Genomic DNA, 19,380 nt, shown 5'->3' on the forward strand with positions numbered 1-19,380 from the left:
CGGTTGCAAGAGGCGGAGGCGAAACGGACCGGCAAGGCACAGGCAAATCCGAGCACTCGGATTTGGAGTTTGATGTTCAGCCACCTCATCGGCGCTCCGGCGGGCGGTGGGATTATCGGGTGGGCCTCGACACGTTGTTCGGGACCTTTCCGACGTTCTTCCTGATCATGCTCTTCGTGGGCTTCGGGTGGGCGTGGTGAACGTCATGCGAATTTCGAAAACGCCGCCGGGCAATTCGCCCGGGACGGGATCGTAAGAGGGTAAGAGCGAAGTGGCCGAAGCAGGCAAGATCGATCCGATGCACCAGTTCACGGTGGAACCCATCGTTCCACTGAACATCGGCGGTTACGACATCAGCTTCACGAACAATTCCCTCTGGCTGATGATCGCGCTCGCGCTGATCCTTGGCTTCATGATGATGGGAATGAAGCGCCAACTCGTTCCGGGCCGCTGGCAGATGGCGGTGGAAGGCCTGACCGGCTTCATCGACAATATGGTGCAAGTGAACATCGGGCCCGAGGGCAAGAAGTTCATGCCCTACATCTTCTCACTGTTCGTATTCATCCTGACCGCGAACCTGCTCGGCCTGTTCCCGCTCAGCGTCATCCCGGGCCAGCACCAGTTCACCACGACCAGCCAGTTCAGCATCACCGGCGTCCTCGCCGTCCTGAGCTTCTCGATTGTCCTGATCGTCGGCTTCTGGCGCCACGGCTTCCATTTCTTCTCGCTTTTCGTCCCGCATGGCACGCCGAAGATCATGATCCCGCTGATCGCGGCCATCGAGTTCATCTCGTTCATGGTCCGCCCGTTCAGTCTCGGCCTCCGGCTGTTCGTCGCGATGATCGCCGGCCACATCCTGATGGAAGTGTTCGGAAACTTCATTGTTGGGACGAGCAATGCGTTCATCGCGGACCCGCTCAGCGGCGGTGGGCTGATGGGTCTATTGGTAGCGCTTATCAGCTTCTTCTTCATCGTCGGCGTGACTGCGTTGGAGCTGCTGGTCTGCGCGATCCAAGCTTACGTATTTGCGCTGTTGACGTCCCTGTATCTCAACGACGCAGTCAACCTTCACTAAGAGTTCGATAAAAGGAGTTTCACATGGATTTCGCTTCCGCACAGGTCATCGGTGCCGGTCTTGCAGCCATCGGCGTTGGCGCCGCGGCCATCGGCGTCGGCAACGTCTTCGGCTCGTTCCTCGAGAGCGCGCTCCGCAACCCGGCAGCCGCCGACGGCCAGCAGGGCCGCCTGTTCATCGGCTTCGCCGCCGCCGAGCTTCTGGGCCTGATCGCATTCGCGGTCGCCATGATCATTCTCTACGCGCGTTGATCATTCTCCGGCCGGTTCGTCCGGCCGGATAATCGGGACCTTCGATGCCTCAGATTAATCAGCTTTCCGAAGTCTTCATCAGCCAGCTCTTCTGGCTGCTGTTGGTGTTCGGCATCATCTACTTCTGGATCGGGCGCGGAATGGTGCCGAAGATCCAGTCGGTCGTGGAAGACCGCGACCGCAAGATCGCCGAAGACTTGGCGGCCGCCCAAAGCGCCCGCGAGCAGGCGGAAGCTGCCGAGGAAGCGTATCGCGAGCGGATCGACGCGAGCCGCAGCGAGGCATTGAAGGTCGCGCAGGACGCCAAGCAGCAGGCCGGCCTCGACACCGAGAAGCGCCTGAAGGCCGTGGACGACAAGGTCGCCAAGAAGATTGCCGATGCCGAGGCGAAGATCCGCGAGGCGGCGGACGCTGCTCGCCACGATCTCGAAACGGTGGCGGCGGACGCCGCGAGCGAGCTGGTCGCCAAGCTGACCGGCCAGAAGATTGCTCCGAAGGACGCTCAGCCGGCGGTCAAGGCGGTGCTCAATGGCTAATCCGCACGCAGAAACCACTGCTACCGTCGAGCATGGCGGTGCGGTGGAACATGCCGAACCGGCCGCGTTCGGCCTGATCACCGCGCCGATGTTCATCGGCCTGGCGATGCTGGTCGTTATCGCGATCATCATCGCGAAAAAGGTCCCGGCCGCGATCGGCAAGGCACTGGACAGCAAGATCGACGTGATCCGCAACCAGCTCGCCGAAGCGGAATCGCTCCGCAAGGACGCCGAAAAGCTCAAGGCCGAATATGAGGCCAAGACGAAGTCGGCGGACACGGAAGCGGCTTCCATCGTCGATCGGGCTCGTCACGAAGCGGAAGCGATCGTTGCCCAGGCCAAGGACAATGCCGAGGTCCTCGTGGAGCGCCGCCAGCGCATGGCCGAAGACAAGATCGCCGCCGAAGAGCGTGCAGCGGTCGAGCAACTCCGCGCCACCGCCGCCGACGCCGCCCGCGAAGCCGCCGCCCGCATCATTCGCGAGCGCGTCGACGCCAAGGCTGACGAAACGCTCGTCGCCGACGCGATCCGGAGCATCGGCAGCCGCTAAGAAGCTGTTTCAGCGCCGCCGATCGAAGATCTTCACCAAAGATAGTGCGATTAGACCGAGCAGCGCGAAGCTGACGTGCGCGCGCTCGAGAAGGTGCCAGGGGCGACTGAAGTCTGTCAGCCACAGCATGATAGCGCCAAGCGCTGCGGCAAGCCCTACCATTGGCCAGCTCAATCGTGCCGCCTTCGATCGGTACTGATCCATAATAGTTCGTTCGGGACCGACGGGAACGCGCCGAACAAAGTGAGCAGTCAGCCGTATCCTCCAAAGTAGCCGGTTTGCCGCGCAAATCGACGAGAACCATCACGGCTATCGCGCTAATCCAGAGCGCTTGCGACCAAACATCCGTGCCGCCCCATCGCATGGCGGCCAACATCCACACCATGAGGACTGCGAAGCTAACCTGATTGAGGAGGGCATCAAGACGCTCGAAGCGATCGATGCATTCGTCACGTTCTTGGGGCGTAACACGAACCGGACGTCCGCGCCCGAACTTGCGAAAAGTCAGACCGTATTCGTCGGCTTCGAACTGGTCCTCGAAACGAAATTGGTCATCCGCCTCGTCTTCCGGTCCCGGATCCCGATATCCCCGCATGAACCCCCTTGTCCGTTGCCGAATGATATGGCGCATGGCATGGCGCAAGGCCAAGGGCGGTTAGCTCAGTTGGTAGAGCATCTCGTTTACACCGAGAGGGTCGGCGGTTCGAGCCCGTCACCGCCCACCATTTCCAAATAGGTGCCTCAGTCCACCCTGAGATCGCGCGCTTCTTCAAGATCGTCGCGCCACGCATTGCGGCGTCGCTCGCGCCAGTCGATCAGCAGCTTCAGCGCCGCCATGAACATCAGCATTGCACCGACCAGCATGACCACCGCTGCACCGGTCCAGCGCTCTACCCGAGAGAAGGCGTCCGGCAGGGTAAGGACAAGGATACTTGCAGGAATCACCGCCGCGAAGCCGAGCAGGAGTTGCGGCCAGGAAGTGACTTCCGCCCGCATCATCCAGGCACCGAGAAAGCCGAGCTTCTCGCCAACCGGCAGCCGCCTCCGCAGCGGCAGTGTGACCGCCTGGTCCGCCCAGTAGCGAAGCCCGAAGCCGAGCAGAATCGCCGTGCTGAAGTACCCGGCTGCCAGCCAGCTGCTGGGAACATAAGGCATGGCGAACGCCGACAGGAAACAGAACGCGAAGACTCCCGCGAACCAGGTGCGGGTGATGGTCCGCGTGCGTTGGATATGGCGGGCTACCAGCCGATCGCGCTCCAGTCGGGTAACTTCCACAGGGGCGCCACGCTGACGGAAGCGGAAGACCCAGCGGTCAACCTCCCACCGGAACTGGCTTTCGAATGGCGCTGACGACCGGAACATGAGACCAGGCTAACAGCCTCGGGTTCATAATTCATGACCGTCAGACGGTGCCGACCGGGCCAACCTCGGCGAAGTACTGGCGCATCGCAAGGCTTGCTTCGGGCGAGAGCTCGACGAACACACGCCGACCGTCATGCGGGTCTGCCCGGCGGCGGAAAATGCCCTGGTCCGTCATGGTCTTGAGCCAGCGCAGGGCCGTCGTTGCGGGCACCGCAGCGGCGATGCAAAGGCTCGAGACGGGAACGCGAAGCTGAGCGATTTCCGCCTGCAGAAGATCGAGCAACATGTCCCACGCGGGATCGGCAAACAGGTCTTCCTTGAAGAAGCGGTTGCGCAAGCGGCGGGCACGAATGACCTGGCGCACGGCCTCGGCCGGAATCTGGGGTGCGTCCCCGGTTCGCAGCTCAGGGATCGTCCGCGGGGTTGCGTCGGGCCCCGAGGACAGGCGCGCAAGCGTCGACGCGATCCGTCCCACTTCGTCGCTGAGCTGACGTAGCCGCTCGCTACTGCGATCAGACGCGATGTCCGAGACTTTTCGATATTGATGAATGCCCGAGGTCGAGACAGCCAGGGCCGCCGCCCGCTCGGCATCGTTGCCATCGATCAGCAGCTCGACGGGCTTCCCCCGACGCCCAGGAAGGCCAGGTCGAGCAGGTCCTTGCTTGCAGACACGACCGCGCAATAGCGTCCCTCGCTGGCGTCATGGCTGACCTGGGCAAGCAGCCGATCCATCACCGGCCCGCCATCTCGCTCCAATTCAATCCAGACCGCCGAGGCGGAGGGCTGGATCTCAATACGCTCCGAAGCTTGCTCAAGCGGAATGGCCGCGCCGACGCGGGCCCCGGCGGCTTCAACGGTCATGATTGCCCTGCGAAGCGAAGCCTCGCTGTCCCCGGCAATCAGAACCGGAGCGGAGGTCAATTCAGTCTGGCTATTATGCTCGGTCGAGTAGGCGTTCATGCGACACCCCAGTTACAAAAGCGTGCCGAGCAACAACGTTGTTAGACTGCAAAGCGGAGCAAAGTCAGCCCAAAACTGAGTCCGAAACGGAGTGAATTCCAAGACCGCAGAAAGATTTGCGCCATAGTTGCCGCTCTGCGGGGGACACGCGAGTGAATGCGTCTAGGAAGGCCGCGTCGATCTCGGCGCGAATGCAATGGTTATCTGAACTCAATCGGGCAATCGACGAGGCGCAATGGCTCGCCTGGCGCATTGGCGTGGTCGAGGGCCGGAACGCGCTGGCACTTGAGCTTTACGTGCAGCTGGAGATGATGCGGGCGGAGGTCGAGGCCATGCGCCCGCGCATCTCCGTCCGATCTGGCTCAAACCCCGACAGGGATCTCCCCGCCGCCGGAGAATGGCTCGAGAAATGAGCCGATCGCAGTCGGCTTCCAGCCGCCGGTGGCGACGAAGCCCCGGTTGAGGAAGGCGCGCTTGCCGTAAGCGAGCGGATTGCCGTCGGGCCATCGACGATGCCTCCCGCCGCGAGCAGGACCGCGTGGCCGGCCGCCGTGTCCCATTCGCTGGTCGGCGACAGCCGCGGGTAGATGTCGGCGCGTCCTTCGGCGACAATACAGAACTTGAGCGACGATCCGATCGCGACGTAGCCGCACTCCCCCGCCGCCTGGGCGAGATAATCGGCGGTCGGCTGGTTGAAATGCGATTTCGACGCCACGGCGACGAGCTGCTCGCCAGGCTGCCGGACCGAGATCGGGATGCGTCCGCTGTGATCTTCGAGCCACGCGCCCTCTCCGACCAGGCCTCCATGGAGCCGCTGCGTTGCAGGAGCGAACACCGCGCCAAGATGCGGGACGCCCTCGGCGATCAGCCCGATGTTGACCGTGTAGTCGTCACCGCCCCGGACGAACTCCTTGGTCCCGTCGAGCGGGTCGACGAGGAAGTAGGTGTCGCCATGCGCGGGAATGCGGCCGGCAGCCACTTCTTCCTCGGCAATGACCGGGACGCCGGGCGCGGCCCTGGCAAGTGCCGCAAGGATGACCAGCTCGGCCGCCCGGTCTGCTTCAGTGACCGGAGACGAGTCCTGCTTGTGCTCGACGTCGTAGCCACGCCGGACAACCTCGAGGATCGCCTCGCCCGCCTCGCGCGCCGCTACCGCGATTTCATCCAGAAGCCGGCCGTAATCGATCAACGAGGCGCCATTCGGATGCCGCCATCGAGACGGATCGCTTCTGCATTCAGATAAGGAGTCTCGACGATGAAGGCTGCGAGATCGGCATATTCCTCGGCCTTGCCGAGCCGCTTCGGGAACGGGACTTGCGCACCGAGGGCGTCTTGCACGTTCGGCGGCATCATCGCGACCATCGGCGTCTTGAACACACCCGGGAGGATGGTGTTCACGCGGATGCCGTCGTTCATAAGGTCGCGAGCAATCGGCAGGGCCATCGCCAGCACGCCGCCCTTCGACGCCGAATAGGCCGCTTGTCCGATCTGCCCGTCTTCGGCCGCGACCGATGCGGTATTGATGATGCAGCCGCGCTCCCCGTCTTCCAGCGGATCGAGATTGACCATGCCGTAAGCCGAGTGAGCGATGCAGCGGAACGAGCCGATCAGGTTGATCTGGATGGCCAGCTCGAACTGGATCATCGGATACGCCTTCGGCTCCTTGGTCTCCTTGTCTCGGCCGACGGTCTTGGCGGCATTGGCCACGCCGGCGCAGTTGACCAGCACGCGCTCCTGCCCGTGAGCCTCACGCGCCTTGGCGAACGCTGCGGCAACTTTCTCGTCGCTGGTCACGTCGACTTCGCAGAATATTCCACCGATCTCGGCGGCGACCTTCTCGCCTTTCTCGATGTCGCGATCGAACACGGCGACCTTGGCACCGCGGCTTGCAAGCTCGCGAGCGGTGGCCTCACCGAGTCCGGATGCGCCGCCGGTCACGACCGCGGCAATGCCCTGAATCTTCATTTTGTCTCCTTGGGTTCGACACGAGCGAGGACCGCGCCCTCGCTGACCTGGACGCCAGCCTGCGCGCTCAATTCGGCGACCGTGCCATCGAATGGCGCGGTCAATCCATGCTCCATTTTCATGGCTTCCAATGTGAGCAAACGTTGCCCTTTCGCAACCGTTTCTCCCTGAGAAACCTCGACGGCAGTGACCTTCCCCGGCATCGGCGCTGCGATCACACCGTTGGCGATGCCCTGCCCGGCGACGCTTCCCCGCGCAGCAAGGTCGAATTCGTATGCATTGCCCTCGTAGAAGGCGACCACGCGCTCATCGTCACGGAAGCCTGAGACGGCGGCGAAATCGCCCTCGTCCGACGAGACCGTACGGAAGTCGCCGTGGAAGCCCAGCGCGACACTGGTCCGCTGCGGGCATTGAGGCGGAAGCCCGAAAGGCCGGCGAAGGCGTCGTCATTCTCATCCTGCGCGAGCGCTACGACTGCGGCCCCACGCCAAATCGCGTCGTCCGGTTCGGCGTCAGGGACAAGCGTCTCGATGTGACGCTCGATGAAGCCCGTATCGAGCTCGGCCGCCCCGAACTCCGGCTGCAGCAAGGCGTTGAACAGGAAGCCGGCGTTTGTGCGGACCGGCCAGACTTCGACCTCGTCCAGGATGGAAGCAAGCTCGCCGATCGCTTCCTCGCGGTCGTCGCCGCGGGCGACAAGCTTGGCGATCATCGGGTCGTAGAAGGGCGAAATGGCATCGCCCTCTTCAACACCCGTCTCGATGCGGCCGTCTTCGCCCAGATCGAAATGGTCGAGCGGACCAACGCTCGGCAGGAAGCCCTTCGCCGGATCCTCGGCGTAAAGCCGCGCCTCGATTGCCCAGCCATTGATCGACAATTCGCCCTGCGTCTTCGGAAGCTTTTCGCCCGATGCGACGCGGAGCTGCCATTCGACCAGGTCCTGACCGGTGATCTCTTCGGTTACCGGATGCTCGACCTGCAGGCGTGTGTTCATTTCCATGAACCAGATGCGGTCACCCTTCAGGCCGTCGCTGGCGTCGGCGATGAACTCGATCGTCCCGCGCCTTCGTAGTTCACGGCCTTGGCTGCGCGCACTGCCGCGCCGCAGACCGCTTCGCGGGTCGCCTCGTCCATGCCGGGCGCGGGCGCTTCCTCGATCACCTTCTGGTGGCGGCGCTGGAGCGAGCAGTCGCGCTCGAACAAATGGACGACGTTGCCGTGGCTGTCGCCGAAGACCTGCACTTCGATGTGGCGCGGCGAGAGGATGTATTTCTCGATCAACACGCGGTCGTCGCCGAATGAGCTGGCTGCCTCGCGCTTACAGCTTTCGAGCGCGTCGTCGAAGTGCGCGCCGTCGTCGACGCGGCGCATGCCCTTGCCGCCGCCACCCGCCACCGCCTTGATCAGCACCGGATAGCCGATCGTGTCGGCCTCGGCCTTCAGGCGCTTTGGGTCCTGATCCTCGCCGAGATAGCCGGGCGTCACCGGCACGCCGGCGTCGGACATGAGTTTCTTCGCGGCGTCCTTCAGGCCCATGGCGCGGATGCTGTCGGGCTTCGGCCCGACCCAGATCAGGCCGGCGTCAATCACCGCCTGCGCGAAGTCGGCATTTTCCGACAGGAAGCCGTAGCCCGGGTGGATAGCTTCGGCACCGGTGGCCTTGGCCGCCTCGATGATCTTCTCGCCGACCAGGTAGCTCTCGCGCGCCGGGCTCGGCCCGATGTGCACCGCCTCGTCCGCCATCCGCACATGAAGCGCATTGGCATCCGCATCGGAGTAGACCGCAACCGTCCGCACGCCCATCTCGCGCGCGGTCCGGATGATGCGGCAGGCAATCTCGCCGCGATTGGCGATAAGCAGCGACGAGATCATTCGGCGGCCACCCGCATCGGCTCTTCCGCGACCAACGGCTTGAGTCCCAGCTTGGCGAACAGGGCCGCGTCGGCGTTGTCGCCAGCATTCGGCGTCGTCAGCAACCGGTCGCCGGTGAAGATGCTGTTCGCTCCCGCCAGAAAGCACAGCCCCTGCGTGCTCTCCGACATGCTTTCACGGCCTGCCGAGAGGCGAACCATCGACTTCGGCATGGTGATCCGGGCGACCGCGACCGTCCGCACGAACTCGATGTCGTCGATCGGCTTCTCATCGCCCCACATTTCGCCGAGCACCGTGCCCTTCACCGGCACCAAAGCATTGACCGGCACGCTCTCCGGATGGCGCGGGAGCGTCGCCAGCGCATGGATGAAGCCGACGCGGTCCGCGCGCGTCTCGCCCATGCCGACGATTCCGCCGCAGCAGACCGCCATTCCCGCCTTGCGCACTTCCTCCAACGTATCGAGGCGCTCCTGGAAAGTCCGCGTGGTGATGATGTCGCCGTAATGCTCGGGCGAGGTGTCGATGTTGTGATTGTAATAGTCGAGGCCCGCGTCCTTCAGCGCCCGCGCCTGCTCGCCGGTCAGCATGCCGAGCGTCATGCAGGTCTCGAGGCCCATCGCCTTCACTTCGCTGACCATTTCGAGCAGCGCCGGCATGTCGCGCTCCTTCGGCTCACGCCATGCCGCGCCCATGCAGAAGCGCTGCGACCCATGCGCCTTGGCCTCACGAGCAGCTGCGATGACAGCGTCGGCGTCCATCAATTTCTCGGCCTTGAGGCCGGTGTCCGCATGCGCCGACTGCGAGCAATAGCCGCAATCCTCGGGCAACCGCCGGTCTTGATCGACAGCAGAGTGCAAAGCTGCACTTCACCCGCCGCGTGATGATGCCGGTGCACGTCCGCAGCACGGAACACGAGCTCCGTGAAAGGAAGGTCGAAGAGCTCCGCGATCTCGGCGCGGGTCCAGTCGTTGCGGGTCATTGGGCCGGGCAATCCGTAGTTCGAGAAGAGAAGGTCAGGTTCATGATCTTCCAGGTGCCGTTGTCGCGGACCAAGTCGAAATGGTCGTAGCCGCAATTGCTGACCTTGCCGCCGACGCGCACGACGAACGGGGCCCAGACCATCGCCACGTCTCCGTCGATCTCGATTGCAGGGTCGCTGATCCGCTCCTGAAAGCCCTCGCCCGGCTTCAGGCGCTCGGCGAACTGGATCCAGCTTTGCTGCCGCAGACCGCTTGAGTTCGCCCGCGTTCCAGTCGCTGTGACTCGGCCCTCGGGATAGACGTAACGAAGCATCCCTGCAGCGTCTCCGCTTTCGAATGCGGCGAACACGGCGTTGATCGGAGCGAGGACTGCTGCAGTGTCGCCATCGGGCGGCGGCAGCGCTTCGGCCGGCGGCAATCCCTGAGCTGCAACTGCTGCAAGAAATGAAAGAATTACAGCCATGCTTTGCGTCACATCCTGAACACGCCGAACTGCGGCCGCTCGGGGATCGGCGCATTCAGACAGGCCGCGAAGGCCAGCCCAAGCACATCCCGCGTCTGCGCCGGATCGATGATCCCGTCGTCCCACAGCCGCGACGTGGCATGCCACGGATTGCCCTGCGCTTCGTAGTCATCGCGGATCGGTTGCTTGAAGGCTTCCGCCTGCTCGGGCGTCCACTTGTCGGCATCGCGGTGGACGGTCGCCAGAACGCTCGCCGCCTGCTCGCCACCCATCACGCTGATGCGCGAGTTGGGCCAAGTGAAGAGGAAGCGCGGCGAGTAGGCGCGGCCGCTCATTCCGTAATTTCCGGCGCCGAAGCTTCCGCCGATCAGCACGGTGATCTTCGGAACGCTCGCGGTAGCGACGGCGGTGACCAGCTTCGCGCCATGTTTCGCAATGCCTTCCGCCTCATACTTTCCGCCGACCATGAAACCGCTGATGTTCTGCAGGAACAGCAACGGTGTGCGGCGCTGGCAGGCGAGCTCGATGAAGTGCGCGCCTTTCACGGCGCTCTCGCTGAACAGGATGCCGTTATTGGCGAGGATCGCGACCGGCATGCCCCAGATGTGCGCGAAGCCGCAGACGAGGGTCGAGCCGTAGAGCGGCTTGAACTCGTGGAACTCCGAACCGTCGACGATGCGGGCGATGATCTCGTGCACGTCGTAGGGCGCGCGGACGTCCTCCGGGATGACGCCGTACAACTCTTCCGGGTCGTAGGCCGGCGCTCGCGGCTCGCGAAGCTCGATGCCCGCGCCCGCTTCGCTTTGCAGCGTCGAGACGATGTCGCGGACGATGGTCAGCGCATGTTCGTCACTCTCGGCGAGATGATCTACGACGCCCGACTTGCGCGCATGGAGGTCTCCGCCGCCGAGGTCCTCGGCGCTGATCTCCTCGCCAGTGGCCGCCTTCACCAGCGGCGGGCCGCCTAGGAAGATCGTCCCCTGGTTGCGGACGATGACGCTCTCGTCGCTCATCGCGGGGACGTAAGCGCCGCCAGCAGTGCAGCTGCCCATGACGCAGGCGACCTGGGCGATGCCCTTCGAACTCATCTGCGCCTGGTTGAAGAAGATGCGCCCGAAATGCTCGCGGTCGGGGAAGACCTCGGCCTGGTGCGGCAGGTTCGCTCCGCCGCTGTCGACGAGGTAGACGCACGGCAATCGGTTCTCGAGCGCGATCTCCTGCGCACGGAGGTGCTTCTTCACGGTCAGCGGGTAATAGGTCCCGCCCTTCACCGTCGCGTCGTTGCAGACGATCATCACCTGCTTGCCCGACACGCGGCCGATACCGGCGATCATGCCCGCGCCCGGCACCTCGTGATCGTACAAATCGAAGGCCGCGAGCTGGCCGATTTCGAGGAACGGCGATCCCGAATCGAGCAGGCGCTCGACGCGGTCGCGCGGAAGCAGCTTGCCGCGCGAAACGTGGCGCTCGCGATGCTTCTCGGGACCGCCCTGCGCCGCCTCGGCGACGTCCGCGCGCAACTTCTGGACGAGCGAGAGGTTGTGCTCACGGCGGGCACGAAATTCGTCGTTGTCCGGGCTGATGCTTGTCTGAAGCCTTGGTGCGCTCATGCCCTCAGGTGGTCCGTTGGTCGAAAAATCCCTGCGCCCGCCTAGCTGCTGCTGCAGCGCTTGGCAAAACCCCATGAAAGGTCCCGAATGACCCGTTCAAAGTTGCTTCTGGTTGCGTCCGCGTTCGCACTGTCGCTTTCCGCCTGCCAGCAAGCCGGCACTGGCACCGAACAAGGTAGCACCGCCCAAGGGACCGAACTTGGAATCGTGCCCGCCTCGATGGACAAATCCGTCAAGCCGGGCGACGACTTCTTCGCTTTCGCCAACGGCAGCTGGGTCAAGAATACGCCCATCCCCGAAGACCGTTCTCGCATCGGTGCCTTCACCATCGCCGACCAGGAACGCGAGCGGCAGACGAAGGACATGATCGCCGAGATCCTCAAGGCGAATCCGGATGCCGGCTCGAACGAGGGGAAGATCGCCAACTTCTACAATGCCTATCTGAACACGGACGCGATCGACAAAGCCGGCCTAGGCCCGCCAAGGCGGACCTCGATGCGATCGGCGGCATCGCCGACAAGACCCAGCTGAGCGCTGCCATCGGCCGCACCTTGCGTGCCGACACCGATCCGCTCAACGCGACCAATTTTCACACCGAGAACCTGTTCGGAATCTTCGTCACTCAGGGACTGAGCACGCCGGGCGAGCAATTGCCCTACATCATGCAGGGCGGCATCGGCCTACCGGAGCGTGAGTATTACCTCAGCGGCGACGCCAAGATGGCCGACCTTCGCAACACGTACCGCACCTATGTCGGTCAGATCCTGCAGCTTGCCAATTACCCTGACGCCAAGGCGGCGGCAGACCGGGTGATGGCGCTGGAAACGAAGATCGCGAACGCGCACGCGACGCGTGAGGAAAGCGAGGATTTCGCCCAGGGCGTGAAGGTCTGGTCACGCGCGGAACTGGAAAAGAACGCGCCTGGCCTGGACTGGAAAGCGCTACTCGACGCGGCGCAACTCGGCAGCGCGCCCAAGTTCGAAGCATATAATGCCAACGCCATTCCGAAGCTGTCGGCGCTCGTTGCGTCGGAGCCGCTGCATGCGTGGAAGGACTGGCTGGCGTTTCATACGCTCAACCAGCAGGCCGACGTGCTCCCCAAGGGCTTCCGTGATGCGAGCTTTGCGTTCAACAGCACCGCGCTTCTTGGAATCCCCAAGGAGCGCCCGCGGGATGAGTTGGCGCTGAACGCAGTCAGCGACACGCTCCAGGACGCCGTAGGCAAGACCTATGTCGACCGCTACTTCCCGGCGTCCTCGAAGGCCGAAATTCAGCGGATGGTCGAGGAGATCAAGGCTGCCTTCGCGCGCCGCGTCGAGGCGCTCGACTGGATGGCGCCGTCGACAAAGGCGGAAGCGCTCAAGAAAGTGAAATCGATCGTTGTCGGCGTCGGCTATCCCGACACTTGGCGCGACATTTCCTCGCTGGAGATCGGCGGCAACGCCTACGCCAACGCCAAAGCGGCGAGTCTCGCAGAATACCGCCACCAGATCGCGAAGATCGGCAAACCGATGGATCGCGCCGAATGGTGGATGCCGCCGCAACTGGTGAACGCGGTCAACCTGCCGGTGCAGAACGCGCTCAACTTCCCGGCAGCAATCCTTCAGCGGCCCTTCTTCGATCCGAAGGCCGACCCGGCATTCAACTATGGCGCAATCGGCTCCGTGATCGGGCACGAGATCAGCCACAGCTTCGACAACAACGGCGCTCTGTTCGATTCCACCGGTGCGCTTCGCAACTGGTGGACTCCAGCGGACTTCAAGCGTTTCCAGCAGGCGGGCGATGCGCTGGCCGCGCAGTACGACGAATACGAAGCGCTTCCCGGACTCCACCTGAACGGCAAGCTGACGCTAGGCGAGAACATCGCCGACGTGGCCGGCCTCGCCGCGGCCTACGACGCCTACAAGCATTCGCTCGGCGGCAAGGAGGCGCAGGCCATCGACGGCTATTCCGGCGACCAGCGCTTCTTCATCGCCTACGCGCAGGCGTGGGCGACCAAGATGCGCGACGAGCAGCTTCGCCAACGAGTCCTGACCGACGGCCACGCGCCGGGGCAATTCCGTGCCCTGACCGTTCGCAACCTCGATCCGTGGTACACGGCGTTCGACGTCAAGGAAGGCGAGAAACTCTATCTGGCGCCCGACAAGCGGGTAAAGGTCTGGTAGTTACTGCGGCAGCTCCGCGCGTGCCTTGAGGTAGGCGTAGAGCGCGTCGCGTTCGTGCGGCGTGAAATGCGTAAAGCGGCTGACGGCGACCTCGCCCATCAGGGGTTCTTGAATTTCCGACCGCCCGGGAGCTTGCCCTCGGTCAGGAGGGTCTCGAATTCCTCGCGGGAGTAAGCGCCGGCGACGATCAGATCGGGCGTGAACCCGGGATCCCCTTGCAGCGCTGACCCGTGGCACTCGGCACAGGTCACGGACGCGATGTATCTGCCCTGCGCGTACTCGGGTCCGAGATCGACCGGTCGCTTGTGCTTCCACTCCTTCACGAAGTCGGCGGCAGGCTTGAACTTGCCACTCGCGATCAGTTCCTTCGTTTCGGCCTCGAACGGGAGCATGGCCTGCGTCGGGCCGCCCTTCGGCTTCAGCGATCGCAAGTCGGCAATCAGTGCCGTCATGTCGGCGTCGCTAAGGTGCTGGAATACTTCCGACGGCATTCCCCACAAGGGCTTGCCGCTTGACCGTTCGCCGACCCGCAGGACATGCTCGATCTGCTGATCGCTGTATGCGGCGAGATCGCGCGTCAGGTTCGACGCGTAAGCCTCGTAGAAGCGGTGGCCGTCCAGATCCTTGCCGTGACAGCCGTGGCAACCCAACGCCCAGCCGATCCGCTTGCCATGCGCAAGCCGGGCGGCCGCATCCTTCACGTTGGCCCCGTCGAATGCGACTTCCATTGGCGCGGCGACGGCTGCAGGCGCGTCGGCCGCTTTCCGGTCGCAGCCGCTCGTTGCTGCAAGCAAAACCATGGCGAGAAGTCGCTGGCACATGAAAGTCCCCCTGACGACGCAGCCATAAAGCAGTCGGAAGCGACAGCCGAATCAGCCAGCTTCGAGCCGCTCCCTTCGCGACGTTCGCGACGACACCCGGAGAGTCGCCAACGCGCCAAGCATCATCAGGGCGCCGGCCAGCATCAGTGCATGCCGGGGATCGCCGCCAAGAACCGGCCGGTAGATCAGCGGCATCGTCACGGTTTCGATCAGCATCGGGATGACGATGAACATGTTGAAAATACCCATGTAGACGCCGGTCCGCTCCGGCGGGATGGCGTCGGCCAGCATTACGTAGGTGTTTCCCATCATCCCGGCCCAGCCGATGCCGATGCCGAGGGTCGCCGCGTAAAGCGTCGCCGTCCCGCTCGCCCCCGCGATCAGCAACATCGCGGCGCCGGACGCGGCCAGGCACGCGGCATGGACCAGCGAGACGCTGAAGCGCTTCAGGACCGGGATCAGGATGAGAGCGCCTGCAAATGCGATCGCATTGTAAACGACGCCCATCTTCTGGGCCGTCAGTGTGGCATCGATGTAGGCGGCGCTGGCGGCCTCGGTCGTCCCGAACAGTGACCGTGACACCGACAGGGAAATGTACTGCCAATAGACGAACATCGCATACCATTGGCAAAGCATCGCAACCGCCAACCGTCGCATGGCCTGTGGCATCTCCCGAACCGCGTCCACGACTTCAGCAAGAGCCGCGCCGAAGCCGCGCGGCAAGGCGGCAATGCGCGCCTTCTCGGCTTCGTCGAGCTTCAGCTCTGGCACGCGGACGACCGAATAGACGATCGTCCCGAGCGACAGGATCGCGCCGACCACGAACGCCAGCTTGACGATGTCCGGGATCGGGTGCCCTGGCATGATCGCCGTCGACACCCCGGCCGCTGCCAATAGCGACGGCGCAGCATAAGACGTGCACTGGGCAAGGCCGGTGAAAGCACTCTGCGTCAGGAACCCCGCAGGCTGCTGTTCGGGCAGCAACCGGTCGGCGACATAAGCCCGGTAAGGTTCCATCGTGACGTTATTGCCCGCGTCCAGCAGCCAGAGCAGCGACGCCGCCATCCACAGCGTGGGACTGTAGGGCATGGCAAACAGGCACAGCGAACAGACGATCGCGCCAATCAGGAAATATGGCGTGCGCCGTCCCATCCGCGACAAGGTACGGTCGCTCAACGCACCGATGATCGGTTGCACCAGCAGGCCCGTCATCGGACCGGCAAGCCAGAGCAATGGCATGGTCGCCTCGTCGGCGCCGAGGAATTTGTAGATCGGCGTCATGTTTGCCTGCTGCAGCCCGAAGCTGAACTGCAGGCCGAAGAAGCCGATGTTCATTTCGACAATGCGCCCGATGCTCAGCCGATCGCGCACTCACGTCCCCGCCAATGCAGCGGACCTTATGGGCGCAATCCTCACGCGGGCAAAATCAGGCCTAACCTGAGTTAGGAGCCAACCAGCTCCCGGCCGATCAACATGCGGCGGATTTCGTTCGTGCCGGCGCCGATGTCGAGCAGCTTCGCGTCGCGATAGTAGCGTTCGACCGGCCAGTCCTTGGTGTAGCCCGCGCCGCCCAACGCCTGGACCGCTTCGTTTGCGACCTTCACCGCATTTTCCGACGCCAGCAGGATCGCACCCGCCGCATCGTGCCGCGTCGTCTTGCCCGCGTCGCACGCTTTGGCGACCTGGTAGACGTAGGCACGCGCCGAATTGAGCGCGACGTACATGTCGGCGACCTTGGCTTGCATCAGCTGGAATGTCCCGATCGGTTTCCCGAACTGCTTGCGCTCGCGAACGTAGGGCAGGACCACGTCGAGGCATGCCTGCATGATTCCGATCTGCATGCCGGCGAGAACGGTCCGCTCGTAATCGAGCCCGCTCATCAGCACCTCGACGCCCTTGTTCTCCTCGCCGAGGATATTCTCGGGCGGAACGAAGCAATCGTCGAACACCAGCTCCGCCGTCGGCGAGCCGCGGATGCCGAGCTTGTCGACCTTCTGGCCGATCGAGAACCCGTCCATCTCGCGCTCGATCAGGAAGGCGGTAATGCCGCGGCTGCCCTCGCCCGTCTTGGCATACACGACGAGCGTGTTGGCTTCGGAGCCGTTTGTAATCCAGAACTTGGTGCCGTTGAGGCGGTAGCCGTTGCCGACCTTCTCCGCCTTCAGCTTCATGCTGACGACGTCGCTGCCCGCGCCCGCCTCGCTCATAGCGAGCGCGCCGACATGCTCGCCGCTGATGAGCTTGGGGAGGTACTTCTGCTTCTGCTCCGGGTTCGCCCAGCGACGGATCTGGTTCACGCAGAGGTTGGAGTGTGCGCCATAGCTGAGCCCGACGGAGCCGGACGCGCGGGCGACCTCTTCCTGCGCCACGACATGCTCGAGATAGCCGAGGCCAAGTCCGCCATCCTCTTCGGCGACGGTAATTCCGTGCAGCCCAAGCTCGCCCATCTGCGGCCAGAGGTGACGCGGAAACTCGTCCTTCTCGTCGATCTCCGCCGCGATCGGCGCGATCTTGTCGGCGGCGAAGCGCTGCGTGGATTCGCGGATGGTGTCGGCCATCTCGCCGAGCTGGAAGTCGAAGGTCGCGTCGGACATTTCAAAGCCTCTCGTGTTGGAGGCGCGCGTAGCACCGGCATTGAGGTTTGAACAAGCAAGCCGGCAGTCTTATGTGCGGCGCAACAATCCGACTCCGGAGCACATTCGATGGCCACCACCGCTGAAGATCCCACCGTCATTCTTTCGATCGCCCGCACGCCGATGGGCGCCATGCAGGGCTCGCTGTCCGACGCGACCGCGACCGACCTGGGCGCGACGGCGGTGAAGGCCGCCGTGGAACGTGCTGGCGTCTCCGGCGAGGATATCGACCGCATCTACATGGGCTGCGTGCTTCCGGCCGGTCTTGGTCAGGCCCCTGCCCGCCAGGCGGCGCTCAAGGCGGGTCTCCCGAAGTCGGTCCAGGCGACCACCGTCAACAAGGTCTGCGGCTCGGGCATGCAGACGGTGATCATGGGCGACGAAGCTCTCACGGCCGGCAATGCCGACTTCATCATCGCGGGCGGCATGGAGTCGATGACCAACGCCCCGTATTTGCTCAAGAAGCACCGCTCGGGCGCACGCATCGGCCATGACACGGCCTACGACCACATGTTCCTCGACGGCCTCGAGGACGCCTACGAAGAAGGCCGCGCGATGGGGAGCTTCGCCCAGTGCACCGCCGACGAATATCAGCTGACGCGCGAGCAGATGGACAATTACGCCATCGAGAGCCTCAGTCGCGCCAAGGCCGCGATCGACAATGGCGGCTTCAAGGACGAAATCGTCCCCGTCACCATCAAGAGCCGCGCCGGCGAGACCGTCGTCGACACCGACGAAGCCCCGGGCCGCGGCCGTCCGGACAAGATTCCGCAGCTGAAGCCCGCTTTCTCGAAGGAAGGCACGATCACCGCCGCGACCAGCTCGTCCATCTCCGACGGTGCCGCCGCCGTCGTCCTGACCCGCGAGAGCGTCGCCAGCGCCAAGGGCCTTGATCCGGTCGCCCGCATTGTTGCGACCGCCGCCCACGCGCAGGAGCCGGCGCAGTTCACCGTCGCCCCGATCGGCGCCATCGAGAAGGTGCTCGAAAAGGCCGGCTGGAAGGCTTCGGAAGTCGACCTGTGGGAAGTGAACGAGGCGTTCGCCTGCGTCGCCATGTTCGCGATGAAGGACCTCGGCATCCCGCACGAGAAGATCAACGTCCACGGCGGCGCTACCGCCCTGGGTCACCCGATCGGCGCCAGCGGAACGCGCATCCTCGTCACTCTCATCAATGCGCTCAAAGGCAAGGACCTCAAGCGCGGCGTCGCCAGCCTCTGCATCGGCGGCGGCGAAGCGACGGCCGTGGCGGTGGAACTCGTCTGACCGCTTGACTCCGTACCGCGGTACGGGAGCTAAAGGAGTGTCCGACTCGTTCTAAAGACGAAGGACACTCCAATGACCAAACATGACCCGATCGCTCCGGCGACGGAGAAAACCGCCATCCTCTACCGGATGGTCATGCCCAGCCATGTGTGCCCCTGGGGAATCAAGTCGAAGCACCTGCTGGAAAGCCGCGGGTTCAAGGTCGATGACCGCCACCTGCGGACCAGGGAGGAAACCGACGCATTCAAAGCCACGCATAGCGTAACGACGACGCCGCAGACCTTCATTCACGGCGAACGCGTCGGCGGCTACGACGACCTGCGGCGCTTTTTCGGGAAGCGCGTGCAGGCGAAGGGCGAAACCAGCTACGTGCCCATTATCGCCTTGTTCTCGCTTACGCCCTGGGCGCATTGGCGTTGAGCGTCGCCAATTTCGAAACACCCTTCACCGTTCGAGCCGCGGAATGGTTCATCGGCATTTCGATGATCGTTCTGGCATTCCTGAAATTGCAGGACGTCGAATCGTTCTCTGCGATGTTTCTCAACTACGATCTGCTGTCGCGGCGATGGGTTCCATACGCCAGCCTGTATCCGGTGCTCGAAGCCATAGCGGGCGTTCTGATGCTGTCTGATCGCCTGCATTGGCTGAGCGTGCCAATTGCCCTGTTCATCGGGACCGAAGGGGCAATCAGCGTCTTCAAAGCTGTCTATGTCGACAAGCGAGAACTGAAATGCGCGTGCGTCGGCGGATCGTCGAACGTGCCACTTGGCTTTGTCTCGCTAACCGAGAACTTGTTCATGGTCGGGATGGCGATTTGGATGGCGCGAATGTGGCTCTGATTCGCGGCCCAAACGATCCGGTGATATGGCGAGAC

At 63.7% G+C, this 19,380-nt stretch carries 18 protein-coding genes, 1 tRNA gene and 4 pseudogenes; 10 read left to right on the forward strand and 13 right to left on the reverse strand.

The genetic code is table 11. The annotated features are described in order from the left end of the window. The first annotated feature begins 62 nt into the window (after positions 1-62). From H9L15_RS13030 to H9L15_RS13050, 5 genes are all read left to right on the forward strand, one after another. A complete protein-coding gene (locus H9L15_RS13030; RefSeq protein ID WP_187714364.1) occupies positions 63-200 on the forward strand; it encodes a hypothetical protein in 138 nt (45 codons plus the stop codon). A 98-nt stretch (positions 201-298) separates the two neighbouring features. Further along, complete coding sequence (locus tag H9L15_RS13035) at positions 299-1,075, forward strand: F0F1 ATP synthase subunit A (protein WP_187715910.1); 777 nt, start codon at positions 299-301, stop codon at positions 1,073-1,075. Positions 1,076-1,098: 23 nt separating this feature from the next. Further along, a complete protein-coding gene (locus H9L15_RS13040) occupies positions 1,099-1,326 on the forward strand; it encodes a F0F1 ATP synthase subunit C (RefSeq protein WP_187480483.1) in 228 nt (75 codons plus the stop codon). Positions 1,327-1,370: 44 nt separating this feature from the next. Beyond that, positions 1,371-1,862 (forward strand): F0F1 ATP synthase subunit B family protein, encoded by a 492-nt coding sequence (locus tag H9L15_RS13045; RefSeq protein WP_187714365.1) that lies wholly within the window; start codon positions 1,371-1,373, stop codon positions 1,860-1,862. Beyond that, the gene (locus H9L15_RS13050; protein ID WP_187714366.1) at positions 1,855-2,412 is read left to right on the forward strand and encodes a F0F1 ATP synthase subunit B family protein; all 558 of its coding nucleotides are present in this window, start codon (positions 1,855-1,857) and stop codon (positions 2,410-2,412) included. The genes H9L15_RS13045 and H9L15_RS13050 overlap by 8 nt, the downstream gene beginning before the upstream one ends. Positions 2,413-2,421: 9 nt before the next feature. Here H9L15_RS13050 and H9L15_RS13055 read toward each other — a convergent pair whose 3' ends face one another. Continuing rightward, positions 2,422-2,586 carry a hypothetical protein gene (locus H9L15_RS13055; protein ID WP_223276260.1) on the reverse strand — a complete coding sequence of 55 codons (165 nt, stop codon included), beginning with the start codon at positions 2,584-2,586 and terminating at the stop codon, positions 2,422-2,424. A 475-nt stretch (positions 2,587-3,061) separates the two neighbouring features. On the opposite strand from H9L15_RS13055, the gene H9L15_RS13060 reads away from it, so the two are divergent. Further along, a tRNA-Val gene (locus H9L15_RS13060) sits at positions 3,062-3,137 on the forward strand. Positions 3,138-3,153: 16 nt separating this feature from the next. On the opposite strand, the gene H9L15_RS13065 is transcribed toward H9L15_RS13060, so the two are convergent. The 9 genes and pseudogenes from H9L15_RS13065 to H9L15_RS13115 all read right to left on the reverse strand — a co-directional run bounded on the left by H9L15_RS13065 (position 3,154) and on the right by H9L15_RS13115 (position 11,624). Then, positions 3,154-3,687 (reverse strand): hypothetical protein, encoded by a 534-nt coding sequence (locus H9L15_RS13065; protein ID WP_187714368.1) that lies wholly within the window; start codon positions 3,685-3,687, stop codon positions 3,154-3,156. Positions 3,688-3,814: 127 nt separating this feature from the next. Then, positions 3,815-4,249 carry a MarR family winged helix-turn-helix transcriptional regulator gene (locus tag H9L15_RS13070; protein WP_187714369.1) on the reverse strand — a complete coding sequence of 145 codons (435 nt, stop codon included), beginning with the start codon at positions 4,247-4,249 and terminating at the stop codon, positions 3,815-3,817. Between the two features lie 128 nt (positions 4,250-4,377). Beyond that, positions 4,378-4,734 (reverse strand): hypothetical protein, encoded by a 357-nt coding sequence (locus tag H9L15_RS13075; protein ID WP_187714370.1) that lies wholly within the window; start codon positions 4,732-4,734, stop codon positions 4,378-4,380. 292 nt (positions 4,735-5,026) lie between these two features. Then, positions 5,027-5,923, reverse strand: coding sequence for a 3'(2'),5'-bisphosphate nucleotidase CysQ (gene cysQ / locus H9L15_RS13085; protein ID WP_223276262.1), 897 nt, complete (start codon positions 5,921-5,923; stop codon positions 5,027-5,029). After that, a complete protein-coding gene (locus tag H9L15_RS13090; RefSeq protein WP_187714372.1) occupies positions 5,920-6,699 on the reverse strand; it encodes an SDR family NAD(P)-dependent oxidoreductase in 780 nt (259 codons plus the stop codon). The genes cysQ and H9L15_RS13090 overlap by 4 nt, the downstream gene beginning before the upstream one ends. Further along, positions 6,696-8,571 (reverse strand): annotated as a pseudogene (locus H9L15_RS13100) (acetyl/propionyl/methylcrotonyl-CoA carboxylase subunit alpha). The gene H9L15_RS13090 and the pseudogene H9L15_RS13100 overlap by 4 nt, the downstream one beginning before the upstream one ends. After that, positions 8,568-9,550, reverse strand: a pseudogene (bioB, locus tag H9L15_RS13105) (biotin synthase BioB). The pseudogenes H9L15_RS13100 and bioB overlap by 4 nt, the downstream one beginning before the upstream one ends. Beyond that, positions 9,547-10,014, reverse strand: coding sequence for a nuclear transport factor 2 family protein (locus H9L15_RS13110; protein WP_187714373.1), 468 nt, complete (start codon positions 10,012-10,014; stop codon positions 9,547-9,549). Before H9L15_RS13110 ends, bioB begins: the two are co-directional and overlap by 4 nt. Positions 10,015-10,022: 8 nt before the next feature. Beyond that, positions 10,023-11,624 (reverse strand): carboxyl transferase domain-containing protein, encoded by a 1,602-nt coding sequence (locus H9L15_RS13115; protein WP_187714374.1) that lies wholly within the window; start codon positions 11,622-11,624, stop codon positions 10,023-10,025. Between the two features lie 219 nt (positions 11,625-11,843). Here H9L15_RS13115 and H9L15_RS17975 point away from each other — a divergent pair. Both H9L15_RS17975 and H9L15_RS17980 read left to right on the forward strand, forming a co-directional pair. Further along, positions 11,844-12,964: pseudogene (locus tag H9L15_RS17975) on the forward strand (M13 family peptidase); the annotation flags it as partial. A 192-nt stretch (positions 12,965-13,156) separates the two neighbouring features. Then, entirely contained in the window at positions 13,157-13,789 is a 633-nt protein-coding gene (locus tag H9L15_RS17980) for a M13-type metalloendopeptidase (protein WP_223276700.1), read from the forward strand. 98 nt (positions 13,790-13,887) lie between these two features. Here the strand turns inward: H9L15_RS17980 and H9L15_RS13125 are convergent, their stop codons facing one another. The 3 genes from H9L15_RS13125 to H9L15_RS13135 form a co-directional block, all read right to left on the reverse strand. Continuing rightward, on the reverse strand, positions 13,888-14,610 hold the full coding sequence (locus H9L15_RS13125; RefSeq protein WP_187714375.1) for a c-type cytochrome: 723 nt from the start codon (positions 14,608-14,610) through the stop codon (positions 13,888-13,890). Between the two features lie 51 nt (positions 14,611-14,661). Beyond that, the gene (locus tag H9L15_RS13130) at positions 14,662-15,945 is read right to left on the reverse strand and encodes an MFS transporter (protein ID WP_187715912.1); all 1,284 of its coding nucleotides are present in this window, start codon (positions 15,943-15,945) and stop codon (positions 14,662-14,664) included. Positions 15,946-16,052: 107 nt separating this feature from the next. Beyond that, a complete protein-coding gene (locus tag H9L15_RS13135; RefSeq protein ID WP_187714376.1) occupies positions 16,053-17,204 on the reverse strand; it encodes an isovaleryl-CoA dehydrogenase in 1,152 nt (383 codons plus the stop codon). Positions 17,205-17,312: 108 nt separating this feature from the next. On the opposite strand from H9L15_RS13135, the gene H9L15_RS13140 reads away from it, so the two are divergent. Then, the gene (locus H9L15_RS13140) at positions 17,313-18,506 is read left to right on the forward strand and encodes an acetyl-CoA C-acyltransferase (protein WP_187714377.1); all 1,194 of its coding nucleotides are present in this window, start codon (positions 17,313-17,315) and stop codon (positions 18,504-18,506) included. Between the two features lie 72 nt (positions 18,507-18,578). Then, positions 18,579-19,345 (forward strand): annotated as a pseudogene (locus H9L15_RS13145) (MauE/DoxX family redox-associated membrane protein). The last annotated feature ends 35 nt before the right edge of the window (positions 19,346-19,380 follow it).

This window comes from Sphingomonas daechungensis (assembly GCF_014489495.1).
Lineage (GTDB): Bacteria > Pseudomonadota > Alphaproteobacteria > Sphingomonadales > Sphingomonadaceae > Sphingomicrobium > Sphingomicrobium daechungense.

Excerpts from the sequence above, each read along its gene's own strand:
- H9L15_RS17980 (WP_223276700.1), top strand. The coding sequence starts at position 13,157 with ATGCCGCCGCAACTGGTGAACGCGGTCAACCTGCCGGTGCAGAACGCG.
- H9L15_RS13090 (WP_187714372.1), bottom strand. The coding sequence starts at position 6,699 with ATGAAGATTCAGGGCATTGCCGCGGTCGTGACCGGCGGCGCATCCGGA.
- H9L15_RS13040 (WP_187480483.1), top strand. The coding sequence starts at position 1,099 with ATGGATTTCGCTTCCGCACAGGTCATCGGTGCCGGTCTTGCAGCCATC.
- H9L15_RS13110 (WP_187714373.1), bottom strand. The coding sequence starts at position 10,014 with ATGGCTGTAATTCTTTCATTTCTTGCAGCAGTTGCAGCTCAGGGATTG.
- H9L15_RS13050 (WP_187714366.1), top strand. The coding sequence starts at position 1,855 with ATGGCTAATCCGCACGCAGAAACCACTGCTACCGTCGAGCATGGCGGT.
- H9L15_RS13045 (WP_187714365.1), top strand. The coding sequence starts at position 1,371 with ATGCCTCAGATTAATCAGCTTTCCGAAGTCTTCATCAGCCAGCTCTTC.
- H9L15_RS13130 (WP_187715912.1), bottom strand. The coding sequence starts at position 15,945 with ATGAACATCGGCTTCTTCGGCCTGCAGTTCAGCTTCGGGCTGCAGCAG.
- H9L15_RS13115 (WP_187714374.1), bottom strand. The coding sequence starts at position 11,624 with ATGAGCGCACCAAGGCTTCAGACAAGCATCAGCCCGGACAACGACGAA.
- H9L15_RS13035 (WP_187715910.1), top strand. The coding sequence starts at position 299 with ATGCACCAGTTCACGGTGGAACCCATCGTTCCACTGAACATCGGCGGT.
- H9L15_RS13135 (WP_187714376.1), bottom strand. The coding sequence starts at position 17,204 with ATGTCCGACGCGACCTTCGACTTCCAGCTCGGCGAGATGGCCGACACC.
- H9L15_RS13125 (WP_187714375.1), bottom strand. The coding sequence starts at position 14,610 with ATGTGCCAGCGACTTCTCGCCATGGTTTTGCTTGCAGCAACGAGCGGC.
- H9L15_RS13140 (WP_187714377.1), top strand. The coding sequence starts at position 17,313 with ATGGCCACCACCGCTGAAGATCCCACCGTCATTCTTTCGATCGCCCGC.
- H9L15_RS13075 (WP_187714370.1), bottom strand. The coding sequence starts at position 4,734 with ATGAACGCCTACTCGACCGAGCATAATAGCCAGACTGAATTGACCTCC.